The organism is Prevotella sp. MGM2 (assembly GCF_002933955.1).
Classification (GTDB): Bacteria; Bacteroidota; Bacteroidia; order Bacteroidales; family Bacteroidaceae; genus Alloprevotella.
In genome coordinates, this window is sequence record NZ_BEWW01000309.1 from 1 (window position 1) to 16,091 (window position 16,091).

A 16,091-nucleotide genomic window follows, 5' to 3' on the forward strand; every position below is an offset into this window, starting at 1 on the left:
CACAAATTTAACACTTTTCTCAAAATTCATGCACCGTGTTTTCGGCTTGACCCACTATTACTATCTGTAGCAGTCTATCTGCTTGTACATTTAACCGGTAAACCTATGTGGTCTGCTCTATGGTTCTTCATGTTTGTTCCTGCAATTTGGATAAGAGTGAGTAAAAATAAATCTAAAGTTTGCGTAGTAACCTATATGGACAAAGCCATTGACAGTATCTGGTGCATTTTAGGACAAGCCTTTTTTCTCACAGTTATTGGTATTGTCATCTTTGGCTATTTTAATGGAAGTTGTAATTTTACACTTATGTTGCCATTATCCTTGTTATATGCGGGTCTTGGTATTGCTATAACAGGTATTATCACCGACTTCAAATTGATGGTTTATACTCCATTAATAGCTTTTTCCGTAGCTATTTATATGTTGGTTTCTATGACTACAAATACAGTTGTAGCTGATTGGTGGAACTTACTGTTTGGTGTTTCATTTCTTATGATGATGGTAATACCTGGACATTTGCTCAATCATAAAATAAAAGAGCCATGCTGAAAGAATTGAATCCAATCATTCACTCTCAACTAAGATTAGCTATTATGACTTTGTTAGTCTCGGTAGAGGAAGCGGATTTCAGCTACTTAAAAGAACAGACGAATGCCACATCTGGGAACATCAGCGTTCAGTTAGACAAATTAAGTAATGCTGGTTATATTCAGATAACTAAAGAGTTTGTCGGGAAAAAGACTCGTACAACTTGTCGTCTTACAGAAGAAGGTAAGTTGGCTATGGAAGAATATATCAAGGTACTTAAATCTTACCTGAGTTTATAATGGATTGAGTCGTCAGAGTCAAGATAAATTTGATTCTGACGACTCATAATTATTTCAAATCTTGTCAAGTTCTTTTTCCTTTAGAATATAGAAACAACTTGTGCTGAAAAAATTTCTTAAGAAAGGGATGTGGCTAATGTTTTTGCTTAGTTTACGTGGAGATAATCCGAATTTTATTTTGTAATGGGGATTTATTAACCATAGTTTTCTGTCTTGGATGTTTAGGGATGTTTTTTTTATTAAACTCTCAAACGATTCTATTGATATGCGTGTTTGCTTGATGGAAAGCAGTTCTTTGATGCAGTCATTATCTTCTCTGAAAATCTTTAACAGCAACCGATATATGGCAGTAGGGAGTAAATGAATGAAAGGCAGATGGGATAATATTTTGCTTTTGCAAATTTGTTGATGCCCACCAAACGGCATTTGCCATGCAGGAAATGACATAAAGACGATACCTTGCGGTTTCAGGTACTTGCTCAAATGAGAAAGGAATAGCCTTTTATTCCTAATATGCTCAAATACATCATGACAGATGATGATGTCGAAATCTTGTTCTAGTTCCTTTAAAAGGAAGATGTCTTGTGCTATGAATATTCCTTTTGCATGAGCCGTTTTGAAGAAAGCTTTCGCATCTTTAATTCGGCTTGTTGCAATGTCAACTCCGATAGTATTGCATCCCATTTTAGAAAAAGGGAGCAGATTACCACCGTCGCCACAACCAATTTCCAATACATTCATGCCTGCTTCCACAGGATGTGAGTGTTGGATATATGGAATAAAATAATTCTTGCTTGTTATGGAAAGTTCCTTGAAATAGATGGTTCTGTTTTTATGACGCTCTTGCATGAAATGATGGTATTGGCTGTTATTACCTGTTTTATAACTTCAATTTTCGGAAATCTCAATTTGTGAGCCTTCGTTAACTGTAAGTCTCTATGAATACGATGGACTATTTCATGAAAGACTGCATGATTGTCATTATTTTTTTTACCAGGACAGACGGACTCCTATGGACAGATCTGTATTAAAGGGTTTTTCAGTTCTGATTGTTCTTAAACTATTTCCCTTATTAATATAGTAGCGCAAATTGGGTTCTGCATAGATTCCGAAAGATGGTGTAATCTGATATCGGGCACTTATGCCAAGATTTGTTGACCACTGCAAAGACGGATATATTGTTTTTTTATTAAAAATAATCTTCCCGCTTTCATCAGATCCAAAATTTTCAGAGGTTGCTTTTATTGGAATATCTAGAGTGACCCCGGCAGATATATAAAAGGAGAATTTCTGCCTGTTCCATATATTGAATGCCCCTTTTAAGGGGATTCCTATATAATTGATTTTTTGTATTTCTTTCCAATAGGAACTGGTAATTGTTGTAAAATCAGAACGCAGGTATGTGTATTGAAATCCGGTTTCAATATCCCAATCTTTACCAATCTTCCTGCATAATGAAAGTGATAAGGTTATAGGAATATGATGATATGATTTTTTTTTCATTTCTTCTGGATTTTCCGATGAAGTGTCACCGGGAATTATCGTCTTGTGAGTATTTGTCTGCTTCTTTACGCCTGAATACGATAAAGCCAATGACCAGTTCTTTTTATCATTGAATAAATGTTGGTGGGTAGTGCTGCGGTGAAGTTCTTTGTCTTTTTTTATTTTTACATTCTTAGTTATTGTATGATTGAACACACTGTCTTTTCTCTCAGTGGTATTATCTTGATAAATAATGTCTTGCTTATCCATCTCATTTTCAATGCACCCGTAATGGCCGTCCTGATAAGCAGATGTATGGATAAAATTTACAGGCTTTTTGAGTGAAATGTTTTTGGGAACTTTTTTCTCTTCAGGATGAATTACTGCTTTTTGGGAAATGCCGGCAATTTCTTTTGGTGTATGTCGTAGGTGCCGTAGATAAATGATGGATGACAATATAAATAGCCCCGCTATAATCCGGTATTCGGATAGGAGTTTGCGCAGCAATTTTTTAGCCCTTGATAATTGTGATGAAGAAGAGTGGGGAGCTATGTTTAGCAATACGCCGATTTCTTTGTGAGATAATCCCTCCAATACCGCTAACTTGAAAATTTTGCGATAGCCTTCCGGCAATGATTCTATCATTTTGAGCATCATCACATAAGATGGAAAATTATTCGGATACGACAGGCATGAAGGCTCTTCAAATTCCTCTATATTGTCTAAAGGATCTTCCGTGAGGGAACGGCGCTTTTCCAGATATCTTAATGAAATGTTTTTCATTATTTTCCCCATCCAGCTTTCTAATTTTTCAGGAGAACGTAATGTATTGATCGATGTGAAAATTATAATAAATCCGTCGTGTAGAAGATCATTTACTGTTTGCTTGTCAGAAACATATTGGCAACAGATTTTTTTCATTTTACTCGCATAAGTTTTATAGAGCAAACTTAAAGCCTGCTCATTTCCTTTCTTACACAGATCAATCAGTTCACACTTTGTCATATTTTATATGATATGAAAAGACGCAAAAGGCTGCATCCCTCTACCTTATTTTAATATAAATATGATGATAGTTTGGTCAAGTGTACCCTAATTTAGAATAGAACAAATATTTGATGGTTCAAGTGTGATTATGAATATAATTATATTGGAATTAGAGGAAATGTGAATCATAGGGTATAAATTCAATGGATGAGGAAAAACAGAAAAATTTCCTTTGTTTGAAAAATGTTTTTATTCTGTTAATTGTAATTTTTTATTACCTTTTTTGTTCTGTTCTTTCTGTTGTAGAGGCCTTTCTTCTGTTTTTTAGGACTTTACTCCGATTAAGGCGGTTTCTTCTATTCCTGCTACGGTTGGGCATTCAGGGGAGATTTTGCGGCCTGACGGCCTGTCTTACGGCTTTTGGCCGTAGGGAATGGATGGCAATTCTTGGTAAGTATATAGCAGAAGCTGTGGGATAGTATTTGGCAGAGCCTACCAACGCAGTCCGGCAGCATGCTCTCATGCTGCCGGACTGCGTTGGTAGGTAGAGGTTATTGTTTTGTTTGAGGATGAACCGTTACAGACATTTTATATTGCCTTTCGGAAAGGGCGGGATGTCTGACGGGTTATTTTCAAACGGGATGAAAATTAATAGGATTCATCATCCGGTAATCAGAACTTGTAGCTCAACGATATCAGTCCTGAAAGATTACGCTTGCCGTTTCTGCGGGTCTTCACCAGTCCCCAGTCGGCTTCCATTCCCAGTATGAGGCCGCTTCCGAACTGATATCCGGCAAACGACTGTATGCCGGCATCGAAGCGGCGCAAACCTTCATGGCCAAATGTCGGGCTGGAGTAAAACAGCTTCTCGCTGCCTATGCGGCTGCCGTCGCCCCGTGTCTTTATCTTTCCGTTCACGCCCAATGCGGCGTAGGGGCCTGCCGAGAGGACTATGTAGCGTGCCTCGCCCACTCTGATGTAATAGCTCAGCATGAGAGGCAGTTCCACGTAGCAGGCGGCTGTGGAGCGGCTCATGGTGCTGTAGGCCTGCTGTCCGTTGTCGTCGAGCATGGGGGTGCCGTCATCGTTGATTACCGGTACGGCGCGTTCGGGGTCTTGCCAGCCTTTTCCGTAGAAGAGCAGCTGGGGGGTGAGCGTCCAGTGCTGGTCGAATTCCACTTCGTAGCCCATGCCTATTTTGTAGGCGCCTACGGCTTTGTCGCTCCCGTAGCGTGAGGCTAGTCCGCCACCCAGTTTGAGGTGAAGGTTCTGTGCGGCTGCCGGAGTGGCGGCTGCCAGAATGAGGAGCAGGATGAGTAAGGAAAAGCGGTGTTTCATGTCGGGTTCCAGTATGTGGGGAAAATGCCGTCTGCCGGAGTCCGGCGTTTTAGCCTGATTGCCGGCAGGCGGTTTTATTCAAAGAATTGGCGCCAGTCCTCGTGGCGTTTTTTCTTTTTGCCTTCGCGTTCGGGCGCAGCCTCTTTCTTCCATTTTTTCTTCATGTCGCGCGGTGACGCGTCAGCCTCGAAACGTTTTGTCCGGCCGTGGCGTTCCTTGCCTCCCCTGTTTCCGGCGGAAGCCTGTTCGCGTTCGGCGCTGTCCACTACAACGCGGCGTTCCCCTACCTTGGCCTTGGCCATTTTCTGTATTACGAGGGAAGCTTCGGCCTCGGGCACTTCGAAGAAGGAGCAGTTGGTGGTGAGGTCGATGCGTCCTATCTGCACTTTGCCTTTGACGTAGCGGTTGACGAGGTTGATGATTTCGCGCGCATAGTAGTTGTCGCGTTTGCCCAGGTTGATGAAGAGTCGCTTGTAGCCGGCTTCTGCCTGCCGCGGGCCGTTTTGGCGTTCGGCGCGGCGGCGTTCTCCTTTGTTTTCGTTCCTCTCGCCCTTTTTGCCGTTTCGTGTGGCGGTGGGCTGTACGATCTCGGGCGCGTTGGCGTAGTAGTTGAGGAAGCGGCCGAACTCGCGGCTTACGATGCGCTTGACGAGGTCTTCTTTGGTGAGCCACTCAAGCTTGCGGTATATTTCGGGCAGGAAAGGGGCTATCTGCACGTCGTCAACCTCAATGCGTTCAAGTTCGTCCATCACGCGATAGAGCTGCTTGGTGCATATTTCCTGCGGTTCGGGCAGGGTGCCGGCCTCAAATTCCTTGCCGATGACTTTTTCAATGACACGCACCTTGCCTTTTTCACGTATGTGGATGATGGAGATGCTTGTTCCGCGTTTGCCGGCACGTCCGGTGCGTCCGCTGCGGTGGGTGTAGTTCTCCACATCGTCGGGCAGGCCGTAGTTGATAACGTGGGAGAGTTCCTCCACGTCAAGGCCGCGTGCCGCCACGTCGGTGGCCACCAGCAGCTGCGTGCGGTGCTGCCGGAACTTCTGCATCGTGAGGTCGCGCTGTGCCTGCGAGAGGTCGCCGTGCAGGGCCTCGGCGCTGTAGCCGTCGCGTATGAGCAGGTCGGCCACCTCCTGTGTCTCCATGCGTGTGCGGCAGAAGATGATGGCATATATGCGCGGGTAGTAGTCCACAACGCGTTTGAGGGCGAGATATTTATCCTTGGCGTGAACGAGGTAGTAGATGTGGTTCACCTTTTCGGCGCCTTCGTTGCGCGAGCCTACAACGATCTCCTGATAGTTGCGCAGGTAGGTTTTGGCTATGCGCTCTATTTCCTTGCCCATGGTGGCGGAGAAGAGCAGTGTGTTGCGTTCTTCGGGTACGCCGGCCAGTATTTCGTCGATGCTTTCCGTAAAGCCCATGTTGAGCATTTCGTCGGCTTCGTCGAGCACTACGTTTTCCACGGCGTCGAGGCGGGCCACGCCGCGCTTCATGAGGTCTATCAGTCGGCCCGGGGTGGCCACGATCACCTGGGCGCCTTTGCGCAGGGAACGTATCTGGCTCTCTATGCTCGAACCGCCGTAGACGGCGAGTACGTGCAGGCCGTCGATGTAGCGTGAGTATTCTTTGAGGTCGCCGGCTATCTGCAGGCACAGTTCACGCGTGGGGCTGAGTATGACGGCTTGTGTGCGGCGGTCGTCGGGATTGACCTTCTGGAGCACGGGCAGGCCGTAGGCGGCCGTTTTGCCGGTTCCCGTCTGTGCCAGGGCTATGACGTCGTTGCCCACACCGAGCAGATAAGGGATGACTTCTTCCTGAACGGGCATAGGGTTTTCGTATCCTAACTCCGCGATGGCGCGGCGGATGGCCTCCGAAACGCCCAATTCTTCAAATGTTTTCAAAATTCGGGATGATAAAAAAGTATATACTGTGTTTAATCTTGCAAAGATACGCAGAAAAAACGGGGTGGCGATTATTCTGGCGTTTTTTCTCGTCAAAGGCGTGCTTTTTGTTGTTAGGGCAGTGCATTCCTATGTTCTTGAGGTCCGGACGAACCGTTTTTAACATTTTCGCGGGGATCGGACTTTAACGTTTTTAACTTTCCGCAACATTCCGATGTGTTAAAATATAGGTTGCAGGCAGGGAAAAGCGAAAAGTCCGTATCAGAATTTTAACACGAATACGTGAAATTAAAATTGCAATACTTGGAAATTCAAGCGAAAATTACTCTGAAATGCCTTTGAAAGTCATTGAAAAATACTGAAAAAGCGGGACTTCCGTGTGGAAAATCCCGCTTCGCTGTTACAAAGATATGACATTTTCCGGCGGAAAGCAAATTGTGTTAAAATGCGCTTTTGCCTTTTCAGCGTGTTGAAAGTGCCGATAGCAGCTGCAGGGACTGTGGTGCCGGAAGAACGGGCAGACTGCCGCAGGGGCGGTCAGGCGGAAAGTAAATCCGGCTCCACGGAATTGGTGTTCGCGGAGCCGGATGGCAGGAGCGGTGTGCTGGATCACAGCCGTTTTATTTCACAATGACCTTTTTGCCGCCAATGATGTAGAAGCCCTTGGAAGGCTGCTTCACGCGGCGGCCGCTGAGGTCGTACACGGCATCATTGCCCTTGATCGGGGTGTTTATGCCGCCGATGCCTGTGGGCACTATACTGAAGGTATAAGCTTCCGGCGCGCCGGCGGTATCGGCTGTGAGGTAGGCCGTGTTGGCCGGAATGACGGTTCCCGTATGGCGACCCATAACAGCTTCGTCGGTTGCTGCCGGTTTCTGAACGGTATAGTATACCTGTCCGGCAGTTGTGGTGAGGTCGCTGAGCGTGCCCTGCAGGAGGCTGGTGGCCGTTCCGGCAGTCGTGGTGGGCGCGAAGAGGTAGGTTTCAGGTTCGGCTTCGATGATAACGGCCGTTTGGGCGGGAATGATGCCGTCTTCAATCGGGTTGAGAACCAGTTCGGAGGTGCCGCGGCTGACGGCAACGTATGCCTTCACGCCTTCGGGAATGGAGGTGGCGTAGTTCAGGAAGAGTGAAGCCCATCCTGAAGCGTCCACGGTGAGGGTGTGTCCGCCGGAGTTGTCAGCCTCAATGCTTTCGAACTCTCCGGCGGAGAGGCTGAACTGCTTGAAGGTAACGCAGCGTCTGCCGTTGATGTTGGCCAGAATGCCCAGCGACACTTCCGTCTCTTCTGTGAGAATGAAGGACACACTGTTGGTCATGGTCTGTGCTTTGGAGAGCATTTTCGTGTAGCCCAGGGCTTTGGTGGCCAGGCTGTCGGTGACGGGCAGCGTTTTGCCGGCGGCGGCTACAAGGTAGCTTTCTACAGGCTCGCCTTCCCAGTTGCTGAACTCGGCCGTGAAGGTATAGGCACCCGCGGGCAGGGTAACGGTCTGGAACACTTTGTGGTCTTTAACAGTGGAGAAGTTGTCCCACAAGGAGGTGATGGTCATGGAGTTGCCCTTTTGGGTGTCAACGTGTGCGCCGGTGGTCACACCGTTTTCCTTGATCTGATTTTGGAGCGTCCAGTCGGCCAGACCGAGGAAGCGGGAACTGTTGGCGGGGTTGACTGATGTGCCGTCGTTTTTGAATGGGGCGGTGTAGTTGACCAGGTAATTCTGTGTGACATCGGTGAGTGTGCCCGCGGAATTGCTGAGGCAGAACACTCCCTTTGACGAGCTCCAGGCATCGCCGTCGGGGCCGAAGTTACGGCGCACGCCGTCGTTGGCGTTGGAGGTGGCGTCTTTCACGTCGCCGCCCGACTGGTTGAAGTTGTAGTACACCCGCAGGTCATTGTCGCGCTCGGCGGCGGCTACATCGGCTATCGGTTCGTTGGCATACTGTCTGATCTGCTCTGCGGTAAGCGTCTTACCCCAAATCCGGAACTCATCGATAATCGCCGTGAGAGGATATTTGCTCGGACTCATGACAAATTCCGTAATGGAGGGAATGATCGTGGCGGATATGCTCATGCTGTGACTGAGTGTGCCGTCCACGTAGAAACTTACCTGACCTTTGTCAAAGGTAACGGCATAGTGGTGCCACGACTGGGGCTTCACCGTATTGGCGGCGGTATAGGCGCTGTAGTTCTTGCCGTCTGAAGCCTTCATGTTGAGCACAAGCAGGCCTTGGGCCGTAGTGAACACGGAGAAGTTGTTGTCTGGATCGCCAAAACCGTTGAGGTCGCCCGTAAGCGCGGAGGGGTTCATCCACCAGTCGATGGTGAAAGTTCTCTGGCCGCGCGTCAGAGGCAATTTCTTCATCGTGACGGAACCTTCGCCGGAGGAGAAGTTCAGGCCCTGTTTGCTGTCGGCGTTGCAAACCACCAGAGCGCCTTTCTGTGTCTGCATGCTGGAGCCGACTTCGTTGGCCGTTTTGAGCGTCACATCGTAAATACCCGGCTCGTTGATGGTGAGCGAAGAGTTTTGTCCGTTCACAGCAAACGATTTGGCATCGCCCTGAATGGTCCAGTTCCAGCTGGTAGGCTGGTGGCGGCTCTTGTCCTTGAGGAAAGTCGTCTCCCCTTTCATGATAACGGCCGGTGCCACGTCAAAGTCCGTATTGGGTGCCACGGCTTCTACCTTGACTTCCTTCGAACTCGTAGCGGTACGGCCGTCGGGGGCTTTTACCGTGAGCGTGACGGTATAGGTACCGACAGCCGTATAAGTTGCGGCGGCATTGGTCGTAAGGGCCTCTTCCGTTTCCGCTCCGGGCATGCTCCATTCATAGATGTAGCCCATGCGGGGAGTGCCGGCAATGAATGAAATTGTACCGTCTACGGGAATAGTCGTTGTCGTCATGGTAAAGTCGGCAACGGGGGCGGGAGCCTCCTTAACGTTGACGGTGAGGTCGGCAGTGGCGGTTTTCCCATCTCTGTCGTAGGCTGTAACGCTTACTTTCTGATCGCCGGCAGCGGTAAAGGTAAGGGCGGGCCTTTTAACTTTGGCGTCTTTCACACCGGCACCTTCAGCCGTCCACGACAGTTCGGTAGCGGAAGAGGAGGCCGTGGCGGCAAACGTCGTGGGGATGCCGGCATAAACTTCTTCAGAAGGTTCGTTGATGTTCACGGAAAGATCCGTCACAGGCTTGAGGGCTGGCGTGGTCATTACCGCGGAAACAAAGTTCGTATTGAGCATGATGGCGTGGTTGCCTGCAACGCGCTCGCGCAGTTTCTTTTCTCCACCGTCCACAATGATGTCGCCTTTGTAATAAACCAACAGGTCAGCAGGCAGACCGGCATCGCCGAAGGTCACATTCATGTTCGCAGCAATCTCTTCGGCGGTACGCGCCGATTTCCAGATGCGGATTTCGTCCATGTGCCCGTTCGTCTGGTCGCCGGTGCTGTTGTTGCGGAACGTGAGGTCGCCGAAACCGCCGAGGCCCGAATGGTTTTCAGACGTAATCGTGCCGGCTTCCTGTCCGTTGGCGTAAACTGTCATCTTATTGCCGTCCACAACAATGGCTATATGCGTCCACTGGTTGACTTTCAAGGTTGAAGCGGCCGTATTGATGCGGTTGCTGGTGTCCCATCCGGTGGAGAAAGAACCGTTGGAGTTGGCATGGAGCATGAATTGTCCCCATCCCGGACCGGCGCTCTGGTTCCAGTTGCTCAGGGAGGCGGGACGCAGCCAGTATTCGATAGTGGCTTTGTCGTAGCGTGCGCCGAATGCGTTTTTAATCGTGAAGCCTGAGCCGCGGAGTTGGATAACACGGTTGCTCTTTGTGTCAGCCACGGCAACGACGGCGGTGACTGCGGCCGAGCGGCGGTTGCCGTAGAGGGCTTTCACTTCATAATTGCCGGTGGCGCCGTCGGGCAGTTCGTAGGATGTTTCCTCGGTCCCGAGTGTGGCTATGCATTCGCCACCGGTGTAAACTTCGTAGCCGGTGAGTGTGTGGGCCGAACCTAACGGTGCCATCCACGAGAGTACGCCGTCGGTGGCTGTGAGGTTTTGCGGGGCGTAATATCCTTGTCCCTGCACCACTACTGATATGATGGTTTTGTTGCCGGCGTTTTTGATTTCCACACCTTCGTTGCCGAGGTCGAAAGGCATTTCCACTCCGGCGAGGTTCTCTTCATAGTCGATGATTGAGGCACTGTGGATGCGTCCTTCGCCTACGGCTGTGTTTTTTGTTTCAACGATGAAGAAATATTTGAGCGGCCGGTTTTTGTCGAACTGTGCCGAAAGATCTGTCAGGTCGTAACCGAATTCCATCGGCTCGTGGTGCAGACCGTCGGTCCATCGTCCGAGCATGGGCACTTCCGGAGCGGGAACCGTGTTGCCGTAGTTGCCGTCGCCGGCATATTTGAAGTGGTCGAAAGCAATGCTTTGGTCGGGCATTTCAGCGTTGAGGTCGGCTGAGATGCCTGCCGTGAGATACAGTTCGCTACGGCGTGAATAGTTCATTTTGAGTTTGATGGTACGCAGCGGGCGGTAGTTTTTACGTACGTGATATACCTCCGGTTTCCACCAGCTGTTGGTGTCGAACACTTTCTTGTCGTCCACCAGTTTGGAGTAAGCTCCGCCGTAAGCGTAGGGGCAGTAAACGAAACCGCCATCGGCCCATCCTGTGCCCCAGGAGTTGACAATGATCCAGGCGCCTACCTCATCTGCCGATTTCTCACCATAGATGCCGTTGCCGTTGAGGTCGAATTCTATGCGGTCGTCATATCCTACGATAGTCAGGGCATGGTCTACCTGTGTGCCCCATGCCTGAATGTATTTCTTGCCGGTTACTTTGGCCGCGTTGTTGGCTTCGGTTGAGGCAATGCTGGCAAGTGTGGCGGCGCTGGCCACGCCGATTCCCACGATACCGCCGCCGTGAAAGTCGGGGTCGCCATTGTGGTTCCACAGATATTGCTTAACGGCTTCGCGACCGGCTTCGGTGCTCACGTTGTCAGGGAAACTCACCGGCCATTCCATGCGGTTGTGCATGGCGGCAAACCATTTATCGTATCCCTGCATCCATCCGAAGTCATCGTTGGCCGTGTCCTGATTGCCAAAATATTTGGAGTAAGTCTGGCCGCCGTAGAGAGCTGCCGATGGGATGCCGATGTTTGCCACAAAGGCGTCCTTGCCGGAGTTGCCGTTGGTGAGCAGCCACGAGAAATGGGAAGGGTAATAGTTTTCGGGCTGCGAGCCGTCGAGGTTGCGGAAGGAGTTGATTTCGTGGGTGAACATGTAGCAGATGCGCGAGGCGGAGCCGCACGAGCCGCCGTCCTGATTGAACACAGGCGGGAAGAATCGCGACAGACCGTTGTGGACATGGTCCGGACGTGTTTCGCCGGAGCGTACCGTGGAGGCGCGCAGACCGGCGTCCGCCTTGCTTACGGGCTGATAGTCGGTGTACTTTTTCATGTCCACCTCATGTTGCGCCCAAGCCGTGGCCGAAAGGAAGATACCTCCCGACAAAAGAACTTTGTGTAGCAAGTTTTCCATAGATAAATTATTTAATATGTGAAGATTATGCAGAAGTGTTACCCCCAATGGGATGGGGTGTGGTGCATTAAGCAAAAATACGGATTAAAAACGAATAAAGACGTTTTTTTATGACTTTTTAAATATACTTACAGCAGAAACCACCAATGAACGGAGGGAGCACCGTTGCGACGTGCTCCCTCCGTTGTCTTTTCCGCAGTCCCGGTTGTTTCTGTCCTTTTTGCGGTGTGATGTGAATTGCCTGTTCCGGTTATTTCCCGGCTTCCGGATCCCCTACTTTCAGGATTTCAAGTTTGAAAATAAGGGTGGCGTAGGGCGGTATGTTCTGGTTTCCGCGCTCGCCATAGGCCAGATTGTAAGGGATGTAGAGTTCGGCTACGGTGCCCTCGGGGAGGGTGGTGAGAGCCTCTGTCCATCCTTTTATCACCTGATTGGGGCGGAACGTGGCAGGCTGTCCGCGCTTGTAGGACGAGTCGAACACAGTGCCGTCAATGAGGCGTCCTTCGTAGTGTACCTGCACTTCGGTCGTGTCGGCTGCCACAGTCCCCTTGCCTTGCGTGAGGATGCGGTATTGCAGGCCGCTGGGCGTTGTCTTCACACCTTTTTCCTTGGCGTTTTTCACTAGAAAGTCGGCGTTCTCCTGCTGCAGTTTCTGCTTGTAGTATTCAAACTGGCGCTCGGCCACTTTCATGGCTGAGTCGGCGCTGAGAGTAGCTTTGCCCAAAAGGCCCTCTGACAGTCCGTTGTTGAGGAGCGCGAGGTCGGTGAAGGTCGTGTCGGCCTTACCCGTTGCAGCCTGGTTGAACTGTTTGATTACCTGATCGGTGTTCATCTGTGCGATGCGCAGACCGGCGGCGTAGGCCATTTTCTGCTTCAGTTCTTCGGGCGACATCTTGGCGGCTTCCTTCAGTGCCTGTGCGGTGTATTCAATGTAGGCGCTGTCCACCCCTTCGCGCTGGATGAGGTACGTCTTGAGGCTCTGGCTCTGTCCCACGCCGATGGCGTAGCTGAACTCGGCTGCCGGAACGGGCTGCACTTTGGCGGGAGTCATTTTGGTTGTTTTGACGGTTTTTTCCGTCTTGGCCTTTTTGCTTTTTCCGCTTTTCTTCTGTGCCGTGGCGGCTGTGACTGTGCAGGCTGCCAGGGCAAGGATGAGGATGTGTCTGATTTTCATGATGGTTACTGCTCTGCGTTAGGGGTTTCTTCGATGCTCACCACTTCAACGGTGAAAGTGAGGTTTGAGAAAGCAGGGAACGGACCGCCGCCACGTGCGCCGTAGGCCTGGTCGTAGGGGATGGTGATTTCCCACTTCGAGCCGGCGGGCATGGCCTTGAGAGCTTCGTTGAAACCGGGTACAAGGCGGCCTACCACCATCGGCGTGCTCTTGCCGTCGGCACCGGGATGCTGTGCGGAGGCGTCGAACACCTCACCGTTTTCCAGACGTCCTTCATAGATGACGTTAACCGTCTGTCCTTCCTTGGCTTTTGCGCCGGTACCTTCGGTCAGTACCTTGTAGAGCGTTCCGCCGGGAAGTTTGTTCACGCCGGCTTCCTTGGCCTTCTGTGCCATGGCTGCTTCCGATTTCTTCTTGTCTTCGGCGTGGTCACGCTCAAAGGCTTCCTGCGACAGGCGGTCCATACGTGTGTTGAGGTCCTGCTGTGCGGCCATCTTGTCGGCGGGTTTTCCGTCGAGCAGGAGGGCTGTTTTTTTGCCTTCATAGGCAGTCATGAAGCCGGCAATAAGATTTTTGCGGCTCAGGTGCTTGGTGGAATCGTTGCCGAACACCATTTTTTCCACCTGCGTCAGGTTGCCGCTCAGCTGTGTTCCGAAGGTCAGACCGGCAATGTAGGCTGCCTGCTTCTTGTCCTTGGCGGCTTCGAGCCCTTCGCGCATACCTTCCATGAAGGCTTCAATCTGCAGGGAGTCGCTGCCGGTGCGCGGATCGCTGAGATACATTTTCAGTTCGGCCTCGGAGGGAGCGTAGGCCATACCCATTTCATAGGCCAGTGTGTCGTGGCTGGTTTCAAGGGTGGCTTTGGGAGCCGTGTGCTTGCCGTTGCAGGCGGCGAAAAGCATGGGAGCGGTCACCATGGCCGCAATCATTAATTTTTTCATTATGTTTGTTTTTTATTGGTTACGTGCGATAATCAGAGAATCTCGATAAGCTCTACATCGAATATGAGGGCGGCGTAGGGCGGAATGCTCTGTCCTGCCCCGCGTTCGCCGTAGGCCAGGTTATAGGGGATGAAGAAGCGGTATTTGGCGCCTTCGGCCATGAGCTGTACGCCTTCCGTCCATCCGGCTATCACGCCGTTGAGCGGGAAAGTGGCCGGTTCGCCGCGGCGGTAGGAGGAGTCAAACACGGTGCCGTTGGTCAGAGTGCCTTCGTAGTGGCATTTCACGCTGTCGGTGGCTGCGGGCTTGCGTCCCTCGCCTTCGCGCAATACGGTGTATTGCAGGCCGCTGGGCAGTACTGTCACGCCTTCTTTCTTGGCGTTTTCAGCCAGAAAAGCCTCGCCTTCGGCGCGGGCGGCCTTGCTCTGTTCTTCCTGCTGCTGTTGCAGGAACGTGCTCACGGTGGTTTGCGCCTCGTCGTCGGTGAGGGCCGTCTTCTCGCCGGCGAGCACATCGGCAACAGCCTGCGCGAAGTCGGCGCTGTTAAGGTTAGTTACGTTCATTCCCTTGAGGTTGTGGCCGATGACCATGCCGAGGGCGTAGCTTAATTTTTCCATTGGTTTTTTCTTTTATATAGTGTTGACTATTATATATAAGTATTTGGTAAATCCTCGCAAAAATACAACTTTTATTTCAGACATCGTACAAGGAAGATGTTTTTTACCCGCAGGCAGATTGCTTACATGGTCGCTGGGGAGCGTCTTCAACCGTTTTTTGGTCCTTTCAACTTTAACATATTTAACTTTCGGTTACACTTCATGGTGTTAAAATATAGGTTGAAAGTGGGAAGAGGCGGAAAGTCCGTATTGGAATTTTAACTCCAAGTATTCGATTTTAAATTTCAAGTAATGCTTTTCAGGGTGGAAATACGGCATTTTTCATTACGGATTATCCTCAAAACCACGTAAAAAGCGGGGCTTCCGTGAGGAACGTCCCGCTTGGCTGTTACAAAGATACAACATTTTTCAGGCGAAAGCAAGAAATGTTAAAATGGCTGTCCTGTCCGTAAAGCGCCTTGGCGGCCTGAAACAGGAAAATCGGCGGGCACCAGCCTGTACCTTGTCCGAACGTGATGCGGAGGGGGTGCGCATACACCTTCCGCGGCTCTTTAAAGTGAACAGCCTCCCGATGCCGCATGCCGCTTTTCCGCATGTATCCGCAAGGAGGCCGGCGCCATAGCTCGTAAGTATAACGGTGTCCGGAACAACAGATTTCCCGGCTTGCAAAGTGTCCTGTCCCGATGAATTATTCTGATATATTAGCAAATAAGAGGCAAAGATGCATTCCGGCAGGTTACTTCTTGCAAAAGGCAGATACGGCAAAAAACTGTCGCATGAAGTTGCTTGCTGCATGAGGTGGATGGTGTTCCCCGTTTCATGGTGAAGATCAGAATCCATGGCGAAGAATCTTTGCTTGCGCCTGGGGTTGTTATATATGGTATTGATTGACAATATATTAAGGGTTATATAAATGGCTTTTTCCGGAGTTCTGGCCTCGATGCCTGTATTAGTAATTCCGGATAGTGCGTTTCCGCTAATCCCGCACGTGGGGTTTTCCGAAATGATTTACACATTATTATTAATACGCGCGCAAGAGAGAAGAATTGGAAGTATTTGTTTTTTTACGTTTTTGCATCTGTAAAACCTCCTCAGGGAATTAATATTTATTCATTTAGACCTTTTTTTATTAAAATGAAAACTATAGATAGCATAAAGCAGCTATAAAAACACTCCATTTGTTAAAAAAGTAATCAAAAAGTCAAATTTTTCTTTGTTAAATAAAAATTAAGACCTACTTTTGCAAGAAGTAATGCATCAGGGCCTCTTTGTACCCTTTTGTCAGTTAAG

At 49.9% G+C, this 16,091-nt stretch carries 10 protein-coding genes; 2 read left to right on the plus strand and 8 right to left on the minus strand.

Features of this window, described 5'->3' with window-relative positions:
• Window positions 1-549, plus strand: a 549-nt coding sequence (locus C5S62_RS13970; protein WP_104405496.1) for a hypothetical protein, incomplete at its 5' end; no start/stop codon positions are given.
• Entirely contained in the window at window positions 543-827 is a 285-nt protein-coding gene (locus C5S62_RS11370; protein ID WP_104405497.1) for a transcriptional regulator, read from the plus strand. The genes C5S62_RS13970 and C5S62_RS11370, both read left to right, overlap by 7 nt.
• 54 nt (window positions 828-881) lie before the next feature.
• Here the strand turns inward: C5S62_RS11370 and C5S62_RS11375 are convergent, their stop codons facing one another.
• From C5S62_RS11375 to C5S62_RS11425, 8 genes are all read right to left on the minus strand, one after another.
• The gene (locus tag C5S62_RS11375; RefSeq protein ID WP_104405498.1) at window positions 882-1,676 is read right to left on the minus strand and encodes a bifunctional 2-polyprenyl-6-hydroxyphenol methylase/3-demethylubiquinol 3-O-methyltransferase UbiG; all 795 of its coding nucleotides are present in this window, start codon (window positions 1,674-1,676) and stop codon (window positions 882-884) included.
• 141 nt (window positions 1,677-1,817) lie between these two features.
• Window positions 1,818-3,314, minus strand: a complete 1,497-nt coding sequence (locus C5S62_RS11380; protein WP_104405499.1) for a sigma-70 family RNA polymerase sigma factor — start codon at window positions 3,312-3,314, stop codon at window positions 1,818-1,820.
• Between the two features lie 654 nt (window positions 3,315-3,968).
• On the minus strand, window positions 3,969-4,634 hold the full coding sequence (locus C5S62_RS11390; RefSeq protein ID WP_104405501.1) for an outer membrane beta-barrel protein: 666 nt from the start codon (window positions 4,632-4,634) through the stop codon (window positions 3,969-3,971).
• A gap of 74 nt (window positions 4,635-4,708) precedes the next feature.
• Entirely contained in the window at window positions 4,709-6,535 is a 1,827-nt protein-coding gene (locus C5S62_RS11395; protein WP_104405502.1) for a DEAD/DEAH box helicase, read from the minus strand.
• A 620-nt stretch (window positions 6,536-7,155) separates the two neighbouring features.
• Window positions 7,156-12,069 carry a LamG-like jellyroll fold domain-containing protein gene (locus C5S62_RS11410; RefSeq protein ID WP_104405505.1) on the minus strand — a complete coding sequence of 1,638 codons (4,914 nt, stop codon included), beginning with the start codon at window positions 12,067-12,069 and terminating at the stop codon, window positions 7,156-7,158.
• 250 nt (window positions 12,070-12,319) lie between these two features.
• Window positions 12,320-13,243, minus strand: coding sequence for an FKBP-type peptidyl-prolyl cis-trans isomerase (locus tag C5S62_RS11415; RefSeq protein ID WP_104405506.1), 924 nt, complete (start codon window positions 13,241-13,243; stop codon window positions 12,320-12,322).
• Window positions 13,244-13,248: 5 nt separating this feature from the next.
• Window positions 13,249-14,184 (minus strand): FKBP-type peptidyl-prolyl cis-trans isomerase, encoded by a 936-nt coding sequence (locus tag C5S62_RS11420; protein WP_104405507.1) that lies wholly within the window; start codon window positions 14,182-14,184, stop codon window positions 13,249-13,251.
• Window positions 14,185-14,216: 32 nt separating this feature from the next.
• Window positions 14,217-14,801 (minus strand): FKBP-type peptidyl-prolyl cis-trans isomerase, encoded by a 585-nt coding sequence (locus C5S62_RS11425; protein WP_104405508.1) that lies wholly within the window; start codon window positions 14,799-14,801, stop codon window positions 14,217-14,219.
• Window positions 14,802-16,091 lie beyond the last annotated feature (1,290 nt).